This is a genomic window from Sodalis glossinidius str. 'morsitans', assembly GCF_000010085.1.
GTDB lineage: Bacteria > Pseudomonadota > Gammaproteobacteria > Enterobacterales > Enterobacteriaceae > Sodalis > Sodalis glossinidius.
This window is the reverse complement of record NC_007712.1, coordinates 2549900-2571117: the sequence shown is the minus strand read 5'-3', so window position 1 is coordinate 2571117 and position 21218 is coordinate 2549900. Positions and strand designations below refer to the sequence as shown.

Genomic DNA, 21218 nt, shown 5'->3' with positions numbered 1-21218 from the left:
TGTTCATGCGGGTAGTGCTGAGGATGACAATATCGCGATCATAAGCATCGCCATCCGGGGTCGAACCGCCCGTCAGGCAGGTATTGGCGGCGTGGGGGATAACGATCGCGCCGGCATCGCCGCAAGCGTCGCGCCAGCGATAATGAGCGCCACAATGGCGACAATTTTGATAACAGCGAACCAAAATTCCATTTCGCCAAACATTTTCACCGTGGGGATGTTCAAGGTGACGAAAACCATTACACAGAGCATGGTGCTCATCCAGATGGAAAAACCGGGAAACCAGAATTGAAAATAAGCGCTGATGGCGACCACATCGGCGATACCGGTGACGACCCAGCAAAACCAATAGGTCCAGCCGGTAAAATACCCGGCCCACGGCCCAAGCAGGTCGGCGGCAAAATCGCTGAAGGATTTGTAGCTGAGGTCGGAAAGTAGCAGCTCTCACATTGCACGCATGACGAAGAACAGCATAAAGCCGATGATCATATAGACAAAAACGATTGACGGCCCCGCCAGACTGAGCGTTTTTCCTGAGCCCATAAACAGGCCGGTACCAATGGAGCCGCCAATTGCCATGAGCTGAATGTGTCGGTTGGTGAGCGTGCGCCGCAGCTTTTCGGGCGGCCGGGCATAGGGCGTGTCGCCAGGCCCTCATGGGACGAACCGCATAAGCGGCCATAAGATAATGTATTAATGCTCAAGAGGGTTAATGTTTTTTACTATGCCAAAAGCCAGTATGTACTGAATAATGATGACTAGGCTTGCTATTGATTCCGTTCTCTCCTCGACGCAATCCCTCCTTCTGGCGTTGCGGCGGCGCCGTTGACCGCGGCGGCCAGACCGTGACGGGGCGACGACGCATGCTGCGGCTACGGCGCTTGCGGCGGTGATAACCCGTACCGCCTGCGCGTCCTGGGGCTTAGCCAGGCAGTGCGTGGGGGCTTGTGGCCGGCGCCAGACCTTCTTTCGCCAGCGAATCGCGGGAGATATCGCCGATGGTTTTGGCGCCGGTCAGCGTCATCGCCACCCGCATCTCTTTTTCAATCAGCGCCAGCAAATGCGCCAGGCCGGCCTGACCCGCCGTCGCCAGGGCGTAAATATAGGCGCGGCCCAGCAGCAGCGTATCGGCGCCGAGAGCCAACATTCGCACCACATCAAGCCCGTTGCGTACGCCGCCATCGGCCAGAATGGCGATATCGCCCTTCACCGCATCGGCGATGGCGGGCAGCGCCCAGGCGGAAGAGAGCACGCCGTCAAGCTGCCTGCTGCCGTGGTTGGATACGACAATGCCGTCAGCGCCGAAACGTACCGCATCCCGAGCATCCTCCGCATCGAGAATGCCCTTTATAACCATGGGACCCTGCCAGAAATCACGGATCCACTCGAGATCCCGCCAGGAAATCGATGGATCGAAATTGTTGCCCAGCCAGCCGATATAATCTTCAAGCCCGTTAGGCGTGCCCAAATAGGCGGAAATATTACCCAAATCGTGCGGCCTGCCTCGCACGCCGACATCCCAGGCCCAGCCGGGGTGGATCATCGCCTGCCAATAGCGGCGCAGGGCGGCATTCGGCCCGCTCATGCCGGAATGGGCATCCCGGTAGCGGGCGCCGGGTACCGGCATATCAACGGTCAACACCAGCGTCGAGCAGCAGGCCGCCTTGGCACGCTCCAGGACGTTGCGCATAAATCCCCGATCCTTGAGGATATACAGCTGGAACCACATGGGACGTTTTATCGCAGAGGAGACCTCCTTAATCGTGCCGGCCGAGACGGTCGATAGCGTGAAGGGAATGCCTTTATCATCGGCGGCACGTACCGCCTGTACCTCACCGCGGCGGGCGTATATGCCGCACAGGCCCACCGGCGCCAGCGCTACCGGATTGCGACGCAGGGTGTATTCCGCGTAAGCGCCGCCGTCTAGGTATGGAACAAAAAAGGCGGTAGTTTACGTTCGGCCGCGGTGCGATAGTCGTTCGCTGCTGAGATAAACAAGCGTGTGGCGCTAGTCTGAAATACTTTCTTGACGGCCTGGCTGGAATATTTTACCGGAATTAGAATATGACCGCAGTGACATTCTTACGCTACCGCCGGGCTTTGTTGAATAAATCAGAGCTTGTGTGACTACGCCCCCCCTAGCAGATCGATTGTTATGCGATCCGGATGCTGTTCGGCATTCCTAACAGCGTCATTTTGTTAAGCGCTTTGACCATCGCCATTGCCTCACCTACCTGCGCATCATAGTCACGCAGACTTAGATGATAGCCCACTTGCTTTTTCCATACATCGTTACTGCCGCTTAGACGCTGATTCGCAACGGCGTAGTTACGCTCATGGTATCCAGTATGTCCGCTGGCGAGGAGCCGATTGCTCTGTCCGACAACGCTACCGGAATGAATGGTTAGGTTGGAATCTTGACGCTTTATCAGGCTAAAGAAGAGGCGTATGCGAACGACAATTTGAAACAAGGTAATCCGATAAATATGATCCTTTAACTACTGCCAAAACAGTAAGAATAGGGCTAATGATTACTGCTGCTGTTGTCCTTATTAAGCAAAGTTTTAAACGTCAAATAAACGTCATTCTGGTTTTGAGGGTCGTTCGCGCTTCTGCATGTTAATTAGATAGGCAGGTCATCGTGACCGGTCATCGCGGAGCACTATATGAAGTATCCCTTAATAGCTTTTTTACTTTCGTTGGCAGGCCTATCATCATCGACAGTGGGAGCTGCTGCGCCCAATACGCTTTACTTGATTGCCAATAACCAGGCAACGTTGGAAAGTGAAACAACGGCAAAACCAAAAATTTATTTGATATCCAGTTCATCACAATACGATGAAAACACGATAGGAGAGATTAAGGCGGTCTTTCAGCAACAAGGCTATTCTGTGGATAGCCGTTACCTTGATCAGCAACCAACGCCGTTGGGATACGTCAACACGGACGAGGTGCGTGCGGAAACGCTAATCAATGCGCTAACGGATGAGAATGTCAAGTATCTTTGGTTTGTCAGGGGAGGTTCGGGCGCTCTGAACCTCTATCCCTATTTATATCGTAATCGGGATAAAATCGCTGCCGCTTCCCCTAAAATTCTCATCGGGTTTAGCGATGTCACAGCCCTTCACCATTTTATCAATAATGTTATCAAATGGCCCAGTATCCACGGTATTCTAGCTTCCTTTAATAGTGAAATGTATGAGGTGGATAAGACTGAACAAATAAGCATGTATAGCGGTATACAGCAGGTTTTTCGGACCATCACGAATGGCATGACCTACACGGGGATCGAACCGCTCAATGTGTCCGCCCGGGCAGGCGGGCAAGGAACTTTAAACGGCGGCAATCTGACGTTAGTTCAATCGTTATTTTCAACCCGCTATGAGAAAAACTATGCCGATAAGGTTATGCTTATGGAGGATACCGGCGTCACTTATAAGCAACTTGACAGGACGCTCCATCAGCTTGAGTATAAGAAAAACTTTCATCCTAAAGCGGTTATCTTTGGGCAATTCTATAGTATCAATGCGAATAAAATTGAGAAAGATCTTTACCGTTATGTGCTGCAGGAATTTGCCAACCGGGTGGATTATCCAGTTTACTATTATCCCGAATTCGGCCACGGTAAAACTAACCAGCCTTTTATACTGGGTCAACAAATGCAAATTTTATGCAATGAACATTACCGTTATTGCAGTCTGACCCAGCCGCCTGTGAAAAGATAGCCAGTAATCCGACGATTCGCTCATGCCGCTGGGACAGCCCTGAAGCGGCACACTTAAGATATAAAGCATTGCCGGGGTGTTTAGATATTCCACCTACGACTAATCTGCGACCACTTTTCACGAAGCTAAAATAATGACGGGTCCACCTATTGACGATGGGTTACTATTTTTCCGCCACATATAAAAAAAATCACCTCAATATACACCATCTGCCCATCTTCGTGAGTCCGAAAGTGAAGTGTAATGTGGCCATAACGCCCATCGATTCAAGCGATAAGGCTACAGGACAACCAAAAACGTAGCGATAAAAAATGAGTTTACTCATGCACCCTGTTAACAACCCGGACCGGCATAATCGGGAAAGTATTTTTCGCGCAGAGAGGTCTTTGTCTGCTGTCGCGTCTTTATGGTCACATCTTCATACCCACTTCATCAGCGACCAACATTTGGTGAATACACACGCCGGCCATAACACGGAGGCGGCAGCTAAGGTCCCGTTATAATGCAAGCTTGCCGCATCGCCTGCAGCAAAAATTCCTGGCACGGTGGTTTGCTGAAAATGATCAACCCGTAGATATGGTCCCAATATGCCCTCTTTAAGCGCACAGCCTAATTGCGCGGGTAAATCACTGACTAGCGAAGTGCGGGCGCCAATGAAAAGGATATCAAGCGGGATAATTCTACCGTCTGCCAAACGCACCGTCTCAAGTTGATCATCTTGCCCGAGTGCTTCTACAATCGGGGAGCGTTCAACGGTGACGCCTCGCTTCTCAAACAGCGCCAGCATATTCGCATCGGGCTCGAAGGCAGATTCCTGGCAAAAATAGGTCGTCGGCCCGAGATCCGATAACAGTAATGCGACCATCGCTGAACGGGGCACCGTTGCCAGCATACCAAGACGACCATCCCTGTACTCATAGCCGTGACAATAGGGACAATTCACGACCGATTTTCCCCATCGCTCAATGAGACCGGGAATAGCAGGCAATTCATCCTTCACACCCATGGCAAGGAGTACCTTGCGTGCAAAGATAGTCTCTCCCGAGGCGAAACGCACTTCAAAGCCATTTTCTACGGGCTTTACCGCCTCGGCCTATTCCTTTTTAATCGTAACACTTGGATAGGCCAGTACTTCCGCTTCAGCAAGACATTTAATTTCAGCAGGAGAACGACCGTCTTGACCGGGAAAATCGTGTGATGCTGTGGCAAAGCGATTGCGGGGCTGAGACGCGTCGACAATAAGTGTATTTTGTCGAACGCGGCCAAGCTGCATTGCTGCAGATAGCCCTGAAAAACTTCCACCAATTCATTATCTTATGCCAGTGGCAACGCAAGATAATGTATAAACAGCGTGTTTGCAGTAAAAATGCTTTTCCCCGCAACAGTTATTGCTGATCGAGATTATCGTCGCAATGCAGATAAAATCGAGAAAGTTATTTACCAATATGTGCTGTAGACGTTCTACAGACAGATAAAGCCTTCTGACGATTATTAACGCGAGTGTTACCGCGGGGCCATTCAACTTGATTATACTGGTTCAACAAATTAATCTATTTTCCACTCGCGATTATTGTTATTAATCTCGGTCCCGCGGTATGCGGAGTTAGTGGGCTTAGGCAACCAGCAATGACCGCAAAAAGCGTAGATCTAACTGACCGTCAAGCGATGCCAGTCGCACATAGAGGGAAGCGGCGTCTGAAAGCAGTCGGCAAATTTTTGTCGCCGATCCTCATCGGAGAATCGTTCCATAAGTCCGCCCTTGGCGCTCAACCGTTGCGCCTTAAGCTGACTCCCATCCTTAATTTGCAAGGTCACGATGTGGGGCAGATTGTCGAACATCAGTTCCTCTCCAGCGCGCCAGGCCTCAATGATGAGCCGCTCAGGCCATTGCGCGGCGGCCCGACCGGCATAAAGTTCGCAAAAACCCTGTGGGCCCTCGATAATATCCCGTCTTCCACTCATACCTGTTGCGGCCAGGGCGGCAGCCTCAACAGCGTTGCGCGCCGCCATGCCGGCGTGAAAGGGCTTTAGCGGGGTGCCAAATTGTCCTTTAACGCCGCTGGCCAGACTGACAGCGATACTGAGTGCGTGCGCTATGCCCGCTTCACCCACCCAGGCCTGGGCCTGTAGGCCGATGAGATAGGCATCGATCAATGCCGTACTCTCACGCTCGTCCGCCAGGGCAACCGCCAGCAGCGTGGGGACCAACACGGCCGACGCATCACTCATACCGGGTGCGAAGTTATCGTCATAATCAATGGTGTGGGCGGCGGTGGCGTTAATCAAGGCCTGAATGGCGGGGCGGTGCCCAGGCATCGCTTACGGCGCGGGTGGAAAAGTCATTCCGGCCCGCGTAAAGGCAGGCCAGCGTATCGGTAATGGCCTCCAGCGCCAGGTTTCGGGCCTGCGGCGTAAACGTTTTGGGTTGCGCGCACCAGGAGGCGATCGTTTCGATCACGGTCATGATAAAATGTCCTTTGGATGGAACAAAAAGCAGTTGCAGAAGCTGGCCAGCCTGAAAACGGTTCACCCCCCGTCCGGGCGTATCGGTGTCTACACGATGAACAATGACCAAAGTCATTGAAGGCACCACCAGGCAGAAATGCCCCCCTGCGCCTTGTGCCGAATTCGCACCATAGGCGCCCCGGCAGCCAGCGTGCGAGATGGGCTGTGTGCTAGTCCGTACACCAGTGCGCCGCTATCACCTGGTGTTGGTCCCGCGCGCCCTGCTGCAAAATTTTGTGCTGACGCCGTGGGGGGGGAGCAGGCGCAGGGCATTGCGGCGGTAATGGCACAAGAGGGGTATCTTTCGGTGGAGGTGGCTAAGGAATCGGATTTGACGGACGCAGAGGTCAAAGCGAAAATCGCCCACTGCGACGTTTTTATGCTCGGTACACTCTTTCAACCGCCTTTTCGCCGTTGGAGAACGCGACGCTGCCTTACAAACCGCAACCCGATGAGACGAGTGATCGTTACCTTGCCTGGTTGCGCTATGCGGCGGCACAAGGGAAAACGCGTATCCATTTATCCCTGCGGACGCCTTACGACATCGTCAATTATGCCGCAGACGTTGACGCCGCTGTCGCCGCCTATTCCTATTATTGCTATGACAACGGCGTTTGGGGCAGCCATGCCATGATCTCGCTGGTCGAAGTCTTAACGGGTCAAAGTTCGCCACAGGGAAAACTTCCAGTTAACACGTGGCATCATTACAATGAGAAGACCAATTCCGGTACTGTAGCTTACCCCCGTGGGTTTGGGCTCAGCTGGTAACCAAGAGAGGTGTGCGCCTGAGGCGGCGCAGGCCGGTTCACCAATCGGTGCTGATACGAGCACAGGCAAGTCGGTAGAGTTGTTCGCAGTCGGTTTTAACAGCGTCCGGACTGTGTCGCGATTCATTTACTTATTTCAGGCTCTACTTCAGGGAGACAACAGTGCGGCGTTACAAAGGAATGGTTTTTTGGCTGGTGTTCTTCGTTTGGCTAGGGGGGCTTGCCGGCTGTGGGCAAAAACGAGTGTCGGAGCGTCCATCGCCGCCACCCCGTCAATCCCAGGCGCCCGAGATGCGCGGCATTTGGTTGAGCACCGTTTACGGACTCGACTGGCCCGCACCTTCGACGCTTGAGGCACAAAGCGACGCGCAACGGATCCAACAGCAACAAAGCGCGCTCGTCGCAAAGCTGGACAACCTGGTAAGGATAGGTATTAATACGATGTTCTTTCAGGTCAAACCCGACGGCACCGCCCTTTATCGTTCCGCCCTGTTACCGTGGTCGGAGGTCCTTACGGGGACGGTCGGTCGGGATCCGGGTTACGATCCTCTGGCGTTTATGCTGTCCGAGGCCCACAAGAGAGGCTTGAAGGTCCATGCCTGGCTCAATCCCTATCGGGTCACGCTGAACATCCGACCCGAAACCGCCACAGCGCTGAGGGCCACGCTGCGAGCATCACCGGCCAGCGTTTATGCTCTACATCCCGACTGGATCCGCATTGCCAGCGGCCGTTACGTCCTCGATCCCGGTTTGCCCGATGTGCGCCAATGGATCGTCAGCGTGGTGACCGAGCTGGTCAAAAATTACCCGGTCGATGGTATTCAGTTCGACGATTATTTCTATTATGAAACCCCGGGTTCCAGGCTGGATGACGATGCCACTTACTGCCTGTACGGTCAGGGGTTTTCCAACAAAGCCGATTGGCGGCGCAACAATACCTTACTGATGGTCCAGCAAGTGTCCCAGGCGATAAAATCTCTTAACGCGCAGGTTGCTTTTGGCATCAGCCCCTCCGGCGTTTGGCGCAACGCGGCGGATGATCAGCGCGGTTCGGCTACCCAGGGCGGGGGGCCTGCGTATGATACCGCTTACGCCGACACCCGGCTGTGGGTTGAAAGAGGTCTGCTGGACTATATTGCCCCGCAGCTGTACTGGCCGGTGGGGCGCCAGATCGTGCGCTATGATGTGCTAGCCAAATGGTGGGCGGAGGTGGTTCGCCATACCCACACCCGGCTCTATATTGGCGTAGCGCTATATAAAATAGGCAGTCCGACCAAAGCGGAACCGGATTGGGGCGTGGCGGAGGGGATCGCGGAGTTGAGAAGGCAGTTGGATATTAACGAGGCCCTACCTGAGATCAACGGCACCATTTTGTTCAGTGAGTCCTATCTCAGCCAGCCACAGACCGCAGCGGCGGTGAACTATCTGCAATGCTGCTGGGCCGTTGGATCGAGGCAACTAAAACGGACATGCCCCATCCTTAGCGGCGGGGCGTCCGGTGGGGGTTATATGCCGCACAGCGCAGACGGTAATTGCGGAAACCGTTGATGAAAAAGACTGCGGCAAACATCAGGGTGAATAACAATACGATCGTCGCCCCCGGCGAGCTGTCCAGGAAGAAGGAAACGTACACGCCCAAGAAGCTGCTGGTGATGGCAATGGCGACGGAGGCCAGCATCATCGACCAGAATTTGCGGGTGATGAGGAAGGCTATCGCCCCGGGGGCAATCAATAACGAGACCGACAAAATAATCCCCACCGCTTTCAGCGCCGCTACGATCGTCAGCGCCAGGAAGCACAGCAGGCCGTAATGTAACAGGCGCACATTGAGTCCGGAGGCTTTGGCCTGGACCGCGTCAAAGGTTTGGAGTACCAGATCTTTCCATTTTACGGCGATAAACAGCACCGTGGCGGCAGAGGTGAGCGCCGCCTCGATAAGATCATCCGCACCAATCCCCAGCATATCGCCAAATAATATATGCTGTAGATGAAGCGTGGATTGCACTTTGACATACATCACCAGCCCCATGCCGAACATACCGGAAAATACGATGCCCATTAGCGTATCATGCTTGATTCGACAGTTGTTTTTCAAAAATCCGGTCGTCATGGCGCACACCAGACCCGCCACGAAAGCGCCGACCGCCAGCGGCAGGCCGACCATATAGGCAACGATGACGCCCGGGAATACCGCATGGCTCATGGCGTCGCCCATGAGCGCCCATCCCTTCAAGACCATCAGACATGACAGCAGCGAGGCGGGAACAGCAATCAGCAGCACAATCAAGAACGCATTATTCATGAAAACAAAGTGAAAGGGCATCAGTAAAGTGTCTGAAAGGCTCATCCTTATTTCCTTAATTCAATTCGGGCACGTTTACGGGAAGCCAATAAACCGTGCCGCGGCGCCAGAACGAATGCCAGCAAAAAGAGGAGGGTTTGCAGTGAAACGATCAACCCGCCCGTGGCGCCGTCCAGAAAGTAACTGCTATAGGCGCCGACGAAGCTGGTTAGCGCCCCCATCGGCACTGACACCATCAGCAAACGCGGGAACCGATCGGTCAGCAACCAGGCGGTAGCACCGGGGGTGACAATCATGCAAATGACCAGAAAGGCACCGACCGTTTGCAGCGCGGCAATCGTAGAGGCGGCCAGCAGGGTGAAGAACAAACATTTCAGCCCTACCGTATTGATACCGACGGAGCGGGCGTGGTTCTCATCAAAGAACACCACCATCAGGTCTTTCCACTTAAGCAGCAATATGGCCAGCGAGATGAAGCCAATTAGAGCCAATTGCACGATATCGGACGGTGCAATGACCAGCAGGTTGCCCAGCATAATCGTTTCGATATTCATGGCGGCAGGACGCAGCGACAGCATAAAGAGCCCGAACGCAAAGAAGGACGAGAACGTCAGACCGATAATGACATCTTCTTTCAACTTGGTTCGTTGATTGATAAAGAGCATGGCATAGGCCGCTAGGCCGCCGGAGAGAAAAGCGCCTGCCGATAACGGCATGCCTAACATCCTGGCGCCGGCGACGCCTGGGACGATGGAATGCGACAGCGCATCTCCCATCAGGGACCATCCTTTTAGCATCAGATAACAGGAAAGAAAGGCGCAGACGCCACCGACCAAAGCGGAAACCCACATGGCATTGCGCATATAGTCGTAGGTGAAGGGCTCAAGTAATACGTCAAGCATACATTCCTCAGCAGGCTTCTGGCGTCAACAGATTATCGTCCCAGGCAAGCTGATGAAGCGCGCCATCAAAAGCACGCTCGATATTGCTTCGGGTAAAGATTTCCCGGGTCGGTCCACAAGCCATCACGGTCCCTTTTACCAATACGGTCATGTCGCAAAACGTCGGCACCGAACCGAGATTATGAGTGGAAACCAGGATGGTCCGGCCTTCATCGCGCAGACCGCGCAGCAGGGTGACGATCTGTTTTTCCGTTTTCAGATCGACACCCGTAAAGGGTTCATCCAACAGTATCAGTTGGCCATCCTGGGCAATGGCCCGCGCCAGAAAAACCCGTTTACGCTGGCCGCCGGAGAGCTCACCAATCTGACGTTTTCGCAGCCCGCTCATGCCAACACGCTCCAAAGCGCATGCCACGGCATCCCTGTCTGCCTGACGCGCGATACGCATCATTCTCATATGGCCGTAGCGGCCCATCATGACCACATCCTCCGCCAGCACGGGAAAGTTCCAGTCCACTTCTTCCGACTGGGGAACGTAGGAGACAAGACGCCGTTTCAACGCCTTCGCCGGCGGGTGGCCCATGACGCTGATTTCGCCGCTGGCCAGGGTAATAAACCCCATAATTGATTTGAATAGCGTCGATTTGCCGGAACCGTTGACACCGACCAGACCCGCAATCACTCCATGAGGGATAGCAAATGTCGCCTGTTTTAACGCCAGATGGCCGTTGCGGTAAATCACCGTCGCCCGGCTGACATCAAGTGCTGTTGCGCCCGCCGGCGCAACATTTAGGTTGGATTCGCCGCGCTCAATCATGCTTAACCCCGGCGGTCATGCCTTCCGCCACGGTATCCGCCGTGACGCGCAGCAGATCAAGATAGGTTGGTGTCGGGCCTGTGGGCTCGCTTAAGGAATCCACATACAAAACGCCGCCATAATGGGAGCCGGTCTCACGTGCGACTTCACGTGCCGGTTTATCGGAAACGGTGCTCTCGCTAAATACGGCCGGGATACGGTATTTTTTGACGGTGTCCACAACTTTGCGAATTTGCTGCGGTGTGCCTTCCTGATCGGAGTTAACCGGCCAGAGATAGAGCTCTTTCAGCCCGAAGTCCCGGGCGAGGTAGGAAAAGGCACCTTCACTCGTCACCAGCCAACGTTGCGCAGCGGGGATTTGCGCCAGTTTTTCTTTTACCGGGGCGATTTCAGCATTAATTTTCTGCTTGTAGACTTCCGCATTTTCCTTATAGGTTTGGCTGTGCGCGGGATCATATTTAATTAGCGCATCGCGGATATTGTTGACATAAATGATGGCATTATCCGGGGACATCCAGGCATGCGGATTCGGTAAACCGCTGTACGGCCCCTCGACGATACCAATGGGGACCACCCCTTGCGACACGACGACGTCTGGCACATTATGTAACTGCTGATAGAATTTTTCGAACCAGCGTTCAAGATCCAGCCCGTTCGACAGTAACAATTGCGCGCCTTGGGTACGCTGGATATCCCCCGGTGTCGGTTGGTATTCATGAATTTCTGCCCCGGGCTTGGTGATAGATTCGATATCTGCTGCATCACCGGCAACATTTCTTGCCATATCCGCAATCACGGTAAATGTGGTGACTACTTTAAATTTATCGGCTGCGGGTACGGATAACGAGGTCAGCAGCAGCGATAGTGTCACGGCGGACATAAAACATTTTGCTCTAATTTTCATAGTGTAAAGGTTCCCTAAATGCTTAACAACGAGACAGCGTGCAAACAGTAGGTAGCATAAGCGGGGAACGTCTATATGTAAACACTAATGAGAACAGTTATCATTAGTTTTTCGTTGTGGTTTCGTTTAACATCACGTTTGTTGGCGTGATTTTCCTTTGCGGCCGCAGGGAGTCCGTGCAGGATTAAACGGCAAATCGACAAAAGGGTAAAACGGTAAACGCCGGACGGCGATACCCCCTAAGCGAAACAAATCAGTAGGCGGTTGCTTAGCGCGGAAGATTCAAAACAGACGCTACACGCTATTTTTTGCTCGCGAGAGGTGAAGGTGTGCGTCATAGACCGCAGCCATCAAAGGCGACATAAGACAAAATGGGTTGCCCTCGGCAAGAGGCCTATTGCGCGCGATTATTTAGTCACTCGGGGCACAAACGTATCCGATAGTGTTCATCATGAATAATGAAATAGATTGTCATTGCTTGATATGATGACGATTTACTCTTTTCTCTAAACAGGGAGAAATAAATTCATCGATAAGCTCACGGCAACGGGAAGACCTATTTCACCTACCCGACAGCAGTATCTAACAAAATCGTTTACGCCAAGGAGGCGAACATTATTATGTCAAACACTATCAGCGTAAGTAAATATGTCGCTCAGCCGGCGCTGTGCCATGGGCATGTTCCTACACCTGCTTCACGCGCCTATATTGCCTGGCAACAGGGGAAACTCTATACCGGTCAATTAAATCAGCGTGAGGCCTGTAAATTCTTTCCCGCGTTTACCTCGGGTCTTGCCGATCCTGTCGCGCCGACGGATATCAATAATATGCTACCGCCGCCGGATGGCAAAATTGCCAGCGCTAATCAGGGTAATAGTGAATTCCTGGATGAGCCCGGCACGCATTGGGAAAAACATAAAGTCGCTGCCGGTGAGCTGTTAAAGTTCTTCTGGACTTACAGCGCGATATATCTGACCCGGCGCTGGAATTATTTCATCACCCGCCAGGACTGGGATCCCAGCGCGCCATTAAAGCCATTCCCAATTCGACGCGAAGCCGTTTTTCAAGGTTGAACTTACCGAGCAGCCTTTCTGGAGCAACGGCACAGCGTTGACTCCGCCTGATCCGACTATACATGATGTCATGTTGCCACAGCGTTCAGGCTATCACGTCATTTTGGCCGTATGGGAAGTGGCGAACACGGGTAATGCATTTTATCAAGTGATTGATGTGGGGGGCGTCAGCCGATGCCAGCCGAATGGGAAATTACATTGTTTATCGTGATGGGGTGGCCCTGATAACGCTGCCGAGTTGAGTTATAAGGATACCGGGCTCGAGGCCGGCACGACGTATCGCTACTACATCATCTCCAGGGATGTGTCTGGTCAGGTATCCGCCCGAGTAATACACTAACGGTGTCCACTGAAGAGAAAGAAGATGACCAACTGGGAAATTATCCGGAATGGAAATTGATGACTTCCTACTGGTCACCGGGAGGAGATGATTATCTGACTCTGTGGCGTCCGCTAAGTTAACGCTTTGCTATTTTGTTGTCAGTGGACACGCCTGTATCCACTTTATTTTATTCCGTGTGGTGTCCCCTTAACCCGTCATCGGTAAGCCATAGTGAGATTATAAAGTTGCATTTGGCGGTATTGTATATTTCTTCAACGATATTATGAAATAGTAGTCTGGGTATCTTAGCGGCAGCACCATCAGTTTAAAAATGGCGTCAACGAAGCCCTGAAAGCCCTTAACGAAAGGCCAAACACGCGTTTCATCATCAGAACAGTGGTGATAGCCATATCTGCGTAGTGAAGCGGCCGGCCACGCTGTTCAGGCGTTGTTTTTTCCGTCCATGCAACAATTGCCGACTCATCCAGCCATATCGTCAGAGCCCCGCGCTGCTTGAGAGCTTTATTGTAAGTGGACCAGTTGGTTATTTTAAACTTTTGCTTTGCCATGGAGTGCAGATGTTGAAATGACGGTAGTGATCTGAGCAGACGATCACCTAAAAGTTATATTTATTCAACAAAGCCGCTTTACTGTCTTTACTGGAGAATAGGATAACCCGCAATTGTTGGGATTAGACGCTTATGCACTGAGCGGCGTTGTTTTCACCGACGGCTGAATTTACAGCGAACTGCGTGAAATCGGTGAAACGTATGGCTGTAAAAGTGTCGCCCACTTTTGCTACTTGAAACTAACAATACACCCTGTTTTCAAATGCAAATTATAATTTTGGCTAGCGTAAGAGGGGATGGTGTAAGCGTTAAGGGCCGCCTCTACCTTTACGGGGTGCCCAGCTATGTATTAATGATCCCGGGCTGTTCCTGTATTCCGACTTAGGCTCGTCGTCTCGGCATCTTCGTGTCGCGTTTTTTCTATTGCATGCACATTAATATCGCTAATTATGAGCCAGCTTAAATACGATGCCGAGGCGTCTGTTGTATGAGACTAATTCTTGGTCAACAATGACTTAATTGCCACATTAAAAATGGCTTAAATCAACGCTTATTGAAATATATGCCTCACACAAATTTAACTTTTCATATAAAGCTTGTTGCATTACTTTTACTAAAGGACTTCTTTCAAATACATTCCTCATTGAAAATAAATAACGAAGAATTTCAATAACTTTAACTGGGTCTTTGGGTATATTCTTACTAAGAATATTGTTTGCTAAATTATCAACCAGCTTCATATGAGTCAATTCATTACGCGATCCCAATGTTAAGTTTGCCAAATGGGGCGCTACGTTGAAGTTTTTTTAAAAAACGTGTAATCGTTCATCTTTTATTGTGTCAGAGAGGTGCTTATAAAGTGTTTGAGGATTAAACGCAGACAGTGTGTTTGTGGTGGTGTTTAAGTGTCTTGTTTTGTAAGCATCGTTTAAAACTTTCAAGTGAACATAACCATAATCTATACTCTTGTGTGTTTTCAATTTCGCATAATATGAGACTACCTTGTCGGTAAGGCGTTTAGAACTTGTGAAATCCTCTTCTGTCGAGATGCGGCCAGTCAAAATCACTGTCAGATCATGAAGTAAGTCTGAAAAGCAATTAACTACCTTTGTCCCATAAACAGTGTCATTACTATCAAGGAAATTGGCGAGCCTTCTATTGATAATATTATCTAAATATAATTTTATTGCAGGATCGTTGATTTTATCATTCTCCCACAATAAGTCATATCTTACTTGTTCTTCAATCCGATCTCTGTGAATAATAACGTGATGCTTAGGAGATGTCGAAGATATATTAGCAATTGGCGAAGGTGTTATTAACCTAGAGTCATTCAGTGGAGGGATTACAGTATAATTTATTATTATCTTAGAGGTGGGCTCAAAGGCGCTGGTTTTGATAATAGGCGTCGCCAACGTGGAAGTAGGTAATGTCACGGTCGGAGTAACTGACGGAGGTATAGGGGGATGAGTTATGCTCATTTATCTGAAGCGAGCAAAAAGCGTCGAAGCGTTGCTGCCATGGCTGTACCTGCGAGGCATATCCACCGGTGATTTTCATGAAGCCCTGGGGGCGCTACTCGGTGAAAAAGTCCATGGCCTCTCCGCGAGTACCATCAGCAGACTGAAACAGCAATGGCTTGAAGAGCACAGGCAATGGTGCCTGCGTGATTTAAGCGATACGCGCTACGTTTATTTCTGGGCTGATGGCATATACAGCCATGTCAGGCAAGATGATCGCCTTTGCCTACTGGTCAGTATCGGCGTCACTGAGCATGGACGTAAGGAGTTGGTTGCGGTCGAAGAGGGTTATCGAGAATCAGAAGCAAACTGGGCCGAATTTCTCAATGGCTTGCAAGCAGGTGGCCTAACCGTATCTCCCAAGCTGGCTACGGGAGACGGTGCCCTTGGTTTTTGGAATGCAATGCAAAGATATTCCCGGACACGCAGTACCAACGCTGTTGGGTGCACAAAACGGCTAATCCCAAAACCATGCAACCGAAAGTTAAGGCTGAGCTTCGGGAGATCTGGCTAGCAGAAAGCCGCGATGCCGCTAGTGACGCTTTTGATGTTTTGTTGGCAAGGTTTTCAGCGAAGTATCCTGCAGCGATGAAGAAGCTGGAGAAAGATCGAGAAGAACTGCTGGCATTCTACGACTTTCCGTTAGAGCACTGGGCATCAATAAGAACGACAAAGCCGATTGAATCGGCTTTTGCGACTGTGAGGCTACGAAGCAGACGCGCAAAGAAGTGTGGTTCGAGAGAAACCACCCTGTCAAAATTTCAGGATGGAGAACAGATTCAAGAAGCATCAGAGCAGAACGTAGCCTGACGCCATACACAGATTTAATAATAACTCCCGGCACGCTGGTGGTGACGAAAATAGCGGTGGCCTGGCTGGTGGCGTCGATTGCGTCGCGGGTGTTGCCGGTCAACGGTGTCGAGGTCGGTTTTTTTGCCGAGCTGTCGACGCTGGCGCTGGTGGCGTCGATGGACATGACCAACGGCGGCTTATATGCCTCCATTATGCAGCAGTACGGCAGCAAGGAAGAAGCCTGTGCCTTTGTATTAATGTCTCTGGAGTCCGGGCCGTTGGTGATCATTATCGGCACGGCGGGCATCGCTTCCTTTGAACCGCAGGTGTTCGTCAGCGCGGTATTGCCCTTTATCATCGGCTTTGTATTCGGCAATCTGGATCCGGTACTGCGGGAATTTTTTACTAACGCGGTTCAGACGCTGATCCCGTTCTTCGCCTTTGCGCTGGGCAACACCATCAATTTGGCGGTCATTGCCCAGACCGGGTTGTTGGGGATACTGCTGGGCCTGATGGTCATTATCATTACCGGCATCCCGCTGATTTTGGCTGACCGCCTTATCGGTGGCGGTAGCAACGCCGGCGGTGATTGCCGGCATGGCCCCCCCAGTTTGCGCCCATGGCGCCGGCGGCGATGTCAGTGATTGTCACCTCGATTCTGGTGCCGGTGATAACCGCGCTCTATTCTCGCCGCGTTAAGCGGGGGCGCGGCCGGCCAAGGACAGGTTTAAACCGGCCGGGCTATCACCGAGCGGTTTTCCATCCGTACTTCGGCGAGGGTCACGTCAAGGGTATCGCCCTGACGGTAGCGTTCCTCGCCTTTCACCTGCACGGTGCCTGTGTCCTGGCTGCACACTAGCTCGTCGCGCACGCTGTGGATGAAGGGGGCTGGGATGAACGCCACCGCGCCATTGTTGAGTAAGCGCACCCGCATGCCACCGCGCGAGATGTCGATGATTTCCGCCGCGAAGCGACTGTCGCTGCCGGCTTTCGGTTGCAGGAAACGGGCATAAAGCCAATCGCCGACGTCCCGTTCCGCCATACGGTTCTGGCGGCGGCGCTCGGCGAGACGCAGCGTGACTTCTTCATTCGGCCGTTCGGCGTCGCCAACGCCAATCAGGGCCTTAAGCAGGCGGTGATTGATCATATCGCCGTACTTACGGATTGGTGAGGTCCAGGTAGCATAGGCGTCCAGTCCCAGACCAAAGTGGGGGCCTGGCACCGTGCTGACTTCGGCAAAAGTCTGAAAGCGGCGAATGCGGCTGTCCAGATAGCTGGTGGGCTGGGCGTCCAACCGCCGGCGCAGGGCGCAAAAACCTTCCAGAGTCAGGAGATCGGCGGGGTCGACCTCGATCTGGTGACTGTGCAGAATGGCGACCGCCTGATCCACCAACAGCGGGTCGAAGCCGTGGTGCACGTTATACAGCCCATAACCCAGGCCGTCGCGCAGCACGCGGGCGGCGCAGACGTTGGCGGTTATCATCGCCTCTTCGATCATGCGGTTGGCGATGCGACGCGGCTCGACAACAATATCATCCACATTGCCCTTCTCATTCAGCACGAAGCGATAATCAGGACGATCCTTGAACACCAGCGCGTGACGCTGCCGCCAGGCGCTACGTGCCAGGCAAACGTCATGCAGCAGGCGAATCTGATCGGCAATGGCCTCGGTTTCGGGCTGCCAGGAACCGAGGTTTTCCAACCAGTCGGACACATTGTCGTAGGCCAGTTTGCCCTTGGATTCGATCCAGGCAGTGAAAAAGCGCGCATCGTCGGCCAGGGTCCCGTTAGGGCGCACCGTAACGCGGCACGCCAGCGCCGGGCGCCGCTCGTGGGCGCGTAGCGAGCACAGATCATCGGACAGCGCCCGCGGCAGCATGGGAATATTGAAACCGGGTAGGTAATTGGTGAAGGCGCGCTCGCGGGCGATGTTATCCAGCGGACTGCCTGCCGGCACCCAGGCGGTTGGATCCGCGATGGCGACGGTCATGACCCAGGCACCGTTCGGCGCCGGTGCCAGATGGATAGCGTCGTCCATATCTTCCGTGCTGGCGCTATCGATGGTGATGAAATCGAGCGCGGTAAGATCCTCGCGCGCCGGCCCGTCTTCCTGCAGGCTAACTCCTTCCGGCATGGTCGGCGCAGCGCGTTCAAGATTATGGCGGGCTAGTGTCACCCACCAGGGGGCGAAGTGATCGTCGGCGCGAGTGACCAGTGCGGTAATTTCGGCATAAAACTGGCGATCGCCTTTCAGCGGGTGACGACGCATTTCCGCGACCGCCCAATCGCCGGTTTGAAACATCTGGTCGACGCCGTGCTGCGGTCGCGTGGGGATAACCTCTTTGATAAGCGGATGATCCGGCACAACGGCAAGACGTTCGTCTTTGACCTGTACCCGACCAATGAAACGCGTGAGAAAGGGCTCAATGAGTTCTTCCGGCTCGGCAATCTCCCGCTCTTTTTCTGTGCGCACTACGGCCGAGATTTTATCGCCGTGCATCACTTTCTTCATGAAGGGCGGCGAAATGAAATAGCTTTTCTGGGCATCGACCTCAAGGAAGCCGAACCCTTTCTCAGTGCCTTTAACCACGCCTTCGACACGCGGTGTCTGGGAATGCAGTTGCTGTTTTAGCTGCGCAAGCAGCGGATTGTCTTGAAACATAATGTCCGGAAAAAGTGGATTGTAATGTGCTGAGTAGCGGCAGATAGTTTTACTCGATTCGGTCTGCGGCGGCAAGCTTACCGGTCATATGAAGCTAAAAAAACCACTCGGTTGACCCGGGGTGGTTTTCAGGGAGAGGGGACGAGCGATGAGCGTGCCCCTTGTCGTGTTGAGCCGGCGCGGCCGGCCGATCACAATATGCGCTGAGTCGACGGCGTCAGTTTGACCGGGACCAATTTGGAGGTCAGGGTAAAGGTGCCGTCACCGAAACTGGATAGTGGCACCAGCGGGTTGGTTTCCGGGTAATAGGCCGCCAGGTTACCGCGCGGGATAGCGTAGCTGACCGCTTTAAATCCCGTCACTTTGCGATGCACACCGTCATGCCACAGGGTTTCGATATCGACCCGATATACCTCCTTAAGACCCAGCTTGGCCAGATCCTGCGGGTGAATAAACACCACCTCCCGCTGGCCATAAACGCCGCGATAGCGGTCATCCAGGCCATAGATGGTGGTGTTGTACTGATCGTGGGAGCGCAGGGTTTGCAGGGTGAAAGGCGCATTTTCGCCCTGCAACTGCGGTATGAGCGCCTCAGGCAGTGGGGCGGCGCTATTGCCGAGATAGAATCCCCCCCGGCGCGTCGCAGCGGCGGTTAAAATCGGTAAAGCCCGGCTGGGTGGCGGTGATGTGATCGAGAATCAAATCGTAGTTGCCCGCGAGCTCGCGCCAATTGAGCTTGTCCTCGCCCAATACCGCGGCGGCGATACCGGCGACAATCGTGGTTTCGGAACGCAACTGGTCGGAAATCGGCGGGTTAACCCCTTGAGAAGCATGCACCATGCTGGAGGAATCTTCGACGGTAATATACTGATCGCCGCTGGCCTGGGTATCGAGGTCGGTACGGCCGAGCGTCGGCTGGATGAGCGCATCCTGTCTGGGCAACAGATGGCTGCGGTTAAGCTTGGTACTAATATGCACGGTCAGGGCGCAGCGCTGTAGCGCGGCCTCGGTGCGCGGCGTATCCGGCGCGGCGGCTGCCAGATTGCCGCCGAGGGCTTTTCGTCGATTCCCATGGTGCGGTTGCCCTGAACGTTGCTGTGACCGCGTACCGTGAATAGGCCGGCCCCCGGTTTACCCAACTGGCCGAAGAGCCGTTGCAAATTGACGATTTCGCGCACCGTGGCGACGGAATGCTTGTGCTGGGTTATCCCCATTGCCCAGGTACAGATAACCCGCCTGGCGCCGCAGTAAATTTCCGCGACCTCGCGCAAATCCTGCTCGCTGAGGCCGGACTGTCGGGTCAACTGCTGCCAGGAGGTGGCGTCGACGGCGGCGAGGTACGTCTCCACGCCTTAGGTATGGGCGCTGATAAAAGCGTCATCGAAAAGGCCGTCTTCTCCGCGCGCCAGATGTTGACGATGGGTTTCCAGCAGCGCTTTGACTATCCCGCGCACCGCCACCATATCGCCGCCCAGATTGGGTTGAAGGTAGCGCGAGCTGATACGCCCGGATTTTGGCGTGATAACTTCCAGCGGTTTTTGCGGATCGGCGAAACGTTCAAGCCCGCGCTCGCGCAGATTGTTGAAGCTGATGATGCTGGCGCCGTGACGCAGACTGTGCAGCATACGGGGATGGTTGGTGCCGGGGTTCTGACCGAAAACGAAAATGGCGTCGGCCAAGTCAAAATCGTTAAGGCGAACGGTTCCTTTCCCGACGCCGATACTTTGCTTCAGGCCGCTGCCCTCATGGCACATGTTGGAACAATCGGGAAAATTATTGGTGCTGAACATCCGGCCAAACAGCTGATACAGATAGGACGCCTCATTGCTGGCGCGCCCGGAGGTGTACAGCTCAAGCTGATTGGGATGCGTCAGATCATGCAGATGACTCCGGATAAGAGCAAAGGCCTCTTCTCAGCGAATGAGCAGATATTTATCACTTTCGGCGTTATAGCGCAGTGGCTCCGTCAGCCGACCCTGATACTCAAGAAAATCTTAAGGTGTCGTTATTATCGCCCCAGGCGCAGCCCGGGCAGTCAAACCCTTTTGACTTGTTAACGCGCAGCAGATTGCGGATATTTTTAAAAGTCTGTTTGCTGTCCAGCACATAGCGGGTGGTGGATTCCAGAGCTCCCCAGCCACCCGTCGCGCCGTCGTAAGGTTTTATCACAGGTTTGAATTTCATAATTAGGGTTTCGCAGATAATAACTTCGATGGGATGTTAAATTTTGTTTAACGTTTTACTCCAATTGCGTAAAAGTTTAATCGCGCCGCCGGCAAGCGTCTAATCGAAACGCTTTATCGCGGTATAGAGTGCGGTTATTGCACGCTATTTGTGATCTTGTTCATATTCCTGGCC

Annotated in this window: 14 protein-coding genes and 7 pseudogenes; 7 read left to right on the top strand and 14 right to left on the bottom strand. The window is 53.1% G+C overall.

Annotated features, from left to right (window positions below):
* Nucleotides 1–114 precede the first annotated feature (114 nt).
* From SGP1_RS29850 to SGP1_RS29845, 3 pseudogenes are all read right to left on the bottom strand, one after another.
* Nucleotides 115–615 (bottom strand): annotated as a pseudogene (locus tag SGP1_RS29850) (amino acid permease); the annotation flags it as partial.
* Between the two features lie 307 nt (nucleotides 616–922).
* Nucleotides 923–1998, bottom strand: a pseudogene (gene lldD, locus SGP1_RS13545) (FMN-dependent L-lactate dehydrogenase LldD).
* Nucleotides 1999–2153: 155 nt separating this feature from the next.
* Nucleotides 2154–2342, bottom strand: a pseudogene (locus tag SGP1_RS29845) (IS5/IS1182 family transposase); the annotation flags it as partial.
* A gap of 324 nt (nucleotides 2343–2666) precedes the next feature.
* On the opposite strand from SGP1_RS29845, the gene SGP1_RS13535 reads away from it, so the two are divergent.
* Nucleotides 2667–3725 (top strand): LD-carboxypeptidase, encoded by a 1059-nt coding sequence (locus tag SGP1_RS13535; protein ID WP_011411342.1) that lies wholly within the window; start codon nucleotides 2667–2669, stop codon nucleotides 3723–3725.
* 418 nt (nucleotides 3726–4143) lie between these two features.
* On the opposite strand, the gene SGP1_RS13530 is transcribed toward SGP1_RS13535, so the two are convergent.
* The 3 genes from SGP1_RS13530 to SGP1_RS35700 all read right to left on the bottom strand — a co-directional run bounded on the left by SGP1_RS13530 (nucleotide 4144) and on the right by SGP1_RS35700 (nucleotide 6189).
* Nucleotides 4144–4731: an NAD(P)/FAD-dependent oxidoreductase gene (locus tag SGP1_RS13530; RefSeq protein ID WP_198408723.1), complete on the bottom strand. Its 588-nt coding sequence runs from the start codon at nucleotides 4729–4731 to the stop codon at nucleotides 4144–4146.
* Nucleotides 4732–5372: 641 nt separating this feature from the next.
* Complete coding sequence (locus SGP1_RS24255) at nucleotides 5373–6041, bottom strand: MmgE/PrpD family protein (RefSeq protein WP_341532813.1); 669 nt, start codon at nucleotides 6039–6041, stop codon at nucleotides 5373–5375.
* Nucleotides 6004–6189 carry a hypothetical protein gene (locus SGP1_RS35700; protein WP_341532812.1) on the bottom strand — a complete coding sequence of 62 codons (186 nt, stop codon included), beginning with the start codon at nucleotides 6187–6189 and terminating at the stop codon, nucleotides 6004–6006. The genes SGP1_RS24255 and SGP1_RS35700 overlap by 38 nt, the downstream gene beginning before the upstream one ends.
* Nucleotides 6190–6644: 455 nt before the next feature.
* On the opposite strand from SGP1_RS35700, the gene SGP1_RS30810 reads away from it, so the two are divergent.
* Nucleotides 6645–6998 carry a hypothetical protein gene (locus tag SGP1_RS30810; RefSeq protein WP_041867005.1) on the top strand — a complete coding sequence of 118 codons (354 nt, stop codon included), beginning with the start codon at nucleotides 6645–6647 and terminating at the stop codon, nucleotides 6996–6998.
* Between the two features lie 179 nt (nucleotides 6999–7177).
* Nucleotides 7178–8545 (top strand): glycoside hydrolase family 10 protein, encoded by a 1368-nt coding sequence (locus tag SGP1_RS13515; protein ID WP_083764793.1) that lies wholly within the window; start codon nucleotides 7178–7180, stop codon nucleotides 8543–8545.
* Here SGP1_RS13515 and SGP1_RS13510 read toward each other — a convergent pair.
* From SGP1_RS13510 to SGP1_RS13495, 4 genes are read right to left on the bottom strand one after another with little or no spacing between them, the layout of a single operon-like run.
* Nucleotides 8478–9344: a metal ABC transporter permease gene (locus tag SGP1_RS13510; RefSeq protein WP_011411339.1), complete on the bottom strand. Its 867-nt coding sequence runs from the start codon at nucleotides 9342–9344 to the stop codon at nucleotides 8478–8480. The genes SGP1_RS13515 and SGP1_RS13510 overlap by 68 nt on opposite strands.
* A gap of 2 nt (nucleotides 9345–9346) precedes the next feature.
* Nucleotides 9347–10201, bottom strand: a complete 855-nt coding sequence (locus SGP1_RS13505) for a metal ABC transporter permease (RefSeq protein WP_011411338.1) — start codon at nucleotides 10199–10201, stop codon at nucleotides 9347–9349.
* A 7-nt stretch (nucleotides 10202–10208) separates the two neighbouring features.
* Entirely contained in the window at nucleotides 10209–11018 is an 810-nt protein-coding gene (locus tag SGP1_RS13500; protein ID WP_011411337.1) for a manganese/iron ABC transporter ATP-binding protein, read from the bottom strand.
* Nucleotides 11011–11898 (bottom strand): metal ABC transporter substrate-binding protein, encoded by an 888-nt coding sequence (locus SGP1_RS13495; protein ID WP_243466014.1) that lies wholly within the window; start codon nucleotides 11896–11898, stop codon nucleotides 11011–11013. Before SGP1_RS13495 ends, SGP1_RS13500 begins: the two co-directional genes overlap by 8 nt.
* Before the next feature lie 644 nt (nucleotides 11899–12542).
* Here SGP1_RS13495 and SGP1_RS13490 point away from each other — a divergent pair.
* On the top strand, nucleotides 12543–12995 hold the full coding sequence (locus tag SGP1_RS13490) for a lytic polysaccharide monooxygenase auxiliary activity family 9 protein (RefSeq protein ID WP_011411335.1): 453 nt from the start codon (nucleotides 12543–12545) through the stop codon (nucleotides 12993–12995).
* Nucleotides 12996–13032: 37 nt separating this feature from the next.
* Nucleotides 13033–13206 carry a lytic polysaccharide monooxygenase gene (locus tag SGP1_RS33615; protein WP_424141112.1) on the top strand — a complete coding sequence of 58 codons (174 nt, stop codon included), beginning with the start codon at nucleotides 13033–13035 and terminating at the stop codon, nucleotides 13204–13206.
* A 402-nt stretch (nucleotides 13207–13608) separates the two neighbouring features.
* Here SGP1_RS33615 and SGP1_RS13485 read toward each other — a convergent pair.
* Nucleotides 13609–13886 (bottom strand): annotated as a pseudogene (locus SGP1_RS13485) (transposase); the annotation flags it as partial.
* A gap of 527 nt (nucleotides 13887–14413) precedes the next feature.
* Nucleotides 14414–14626 (bottom strand): hypothetical protein, encoded by a 213-nt coding sequence (locus SGP1_RS29835; protein WP_148203506.1) that lies wholly within the window; start codon nucleotides 14624–14626, stop codon nucleotides 14414–14416.
* A gap of 742 nt (nucleotides 14627–15368) precedes the next feature.
* On the opposite strand from SGP1_RS29835, the pseudogene SGP1_RS13480 reads away from it, so the two are divergent.
* Nucleotides 15369–16216 (top strand): annotated as a pseudogene (locus tag SGP1_RS13480) (IS256 family transposase); the annotation flags it as partial.
* A gap of 29 nt (nucleotides 16217–16245) precedes the next feature.
* Nucleotides 16246–16898, top strand: a pseudogene (locus SGP1_RS13475) (2-keto-3-deoxygluconate permease); the annotation flags it as partial.
* A 27-nt stretch (nucleotides 16899–16925) separates the two neighbouring features.
* Here the strand turns inward: SGP1_RS13475 and SGP1_RS13470 are convergent.
* Both SGP1_RS13470 and SGP1_RS13465 read right to left on the bottom strand, forming a co-directional pair.
* Nucleotides 16926–18860, bottom strand: a complete 1935-nt coding sequence (locus SGP1_RS13470; protein WP_011411334.1) for an exoribonuclease II — start codon at nucleotides 18858–18860, stop codon at nucleotides 16926–16928.
* Between the two features lie 191 nt (nucleotides 18861–19051).
* Nucleotides 19052–21044 (bottom strand): annotated as a pseudogene (locus SGP1_RS13465) (molybdopterin-dependent oxidoreductase).
* Between the last annotated feature and the right edge of the window lie 174 nt (nucleotides 21045–21218).

Excerpts from the sequence above, each read along its gene's own strand:
- SGP1_RS13535 (WP_011411342.1), top strand. The coding sequence starts at position 2,667 with ATGAAGTATCCCTTAATAGCTTTTTTACTTTCGTTGGCAGGCCTATCA.
- SGP1_RS13530 (WP_198408723.1), bottom strand. The coding sequence starts at position 4,731 with ATGGGTGTGAAGGATGAATTGCCTGCTATTCCCGGTCTCATTGAGCGA.
- SGP1_RS24255 (WP_341532813.1), bottom strand. The coding sequence starts at position 6,041 with ATGCCTGGGCACCGCCCCGCCATTCAGGCCTTGATTAACGCCACCGCC.
- SGP1_RS35700 (WP_341532812.1), bottom strand. The coding sequence starts at position 6,189 with ATGACCGTGATCGAAACGATCGCCTCCTGGTGCGCGCAACCCAAAACG.
- SGP1_RS13515 (WP_083764793.1), top strand. The coding sequence starts at position 7,178 with ATGGTTTTTTGGCTGGTGTTCTTCGTTTGGCTAGGGGGGCTTGCCGGC.
- SGP1_RS13510 (WP_011411339.1), bottom strand. The coding sequence starts at position 9,344 with ATGAGCCTTTCAGACACTTTACTGATGCCCTTTCACTTTGTTTTCATG.
- SGP1_RS13505 (WP_011411338.1), bottom strand. The coding sequence starts at position 10,201 with ATGCTTGACGTATTACTTGAGCCCTTCACCTACGACTATATGCGCAAT.
- SGP1_RS13500 (WP_011411337.1), bottom strand. The coding sequence starts at position 11,018 with ATGATTGAGCGCGGCGAATCCAACCTAAATGTTGCGCCGGCGGGCGCA.
- SGP1_RS13495 (WP_243466014.1), bottom strand. The coding sequence starts at position 11,898 with ATGTCCGCCGTGACACTATCGCTGCTGCTGACCTCGTTATCCGTACCC.
- SGP1_RS13490 (WP_011411335.1), top strand. The coding sequence starts at position 12,543 with ATGTCAAACACTATCAGCGTAAGTAAATATGTCGCTCAGCCGGCGCTG.
- SGP1_RS29835 (WP_148203506.1), bottom strand. The coding sequence starts at position 14,626 with ATGAAGCTGGTTGATAATTTAGCAAACAATATTCTTAGTAAGAATATA.
- SGP1_RS13470 (WP_011411334.1), bottom strand. The coding sequence starts at position 18,860 with ATGTTTCAAGACAATCCGCTGCTTGCGCAGCTAAAACAGCAACTGCAT.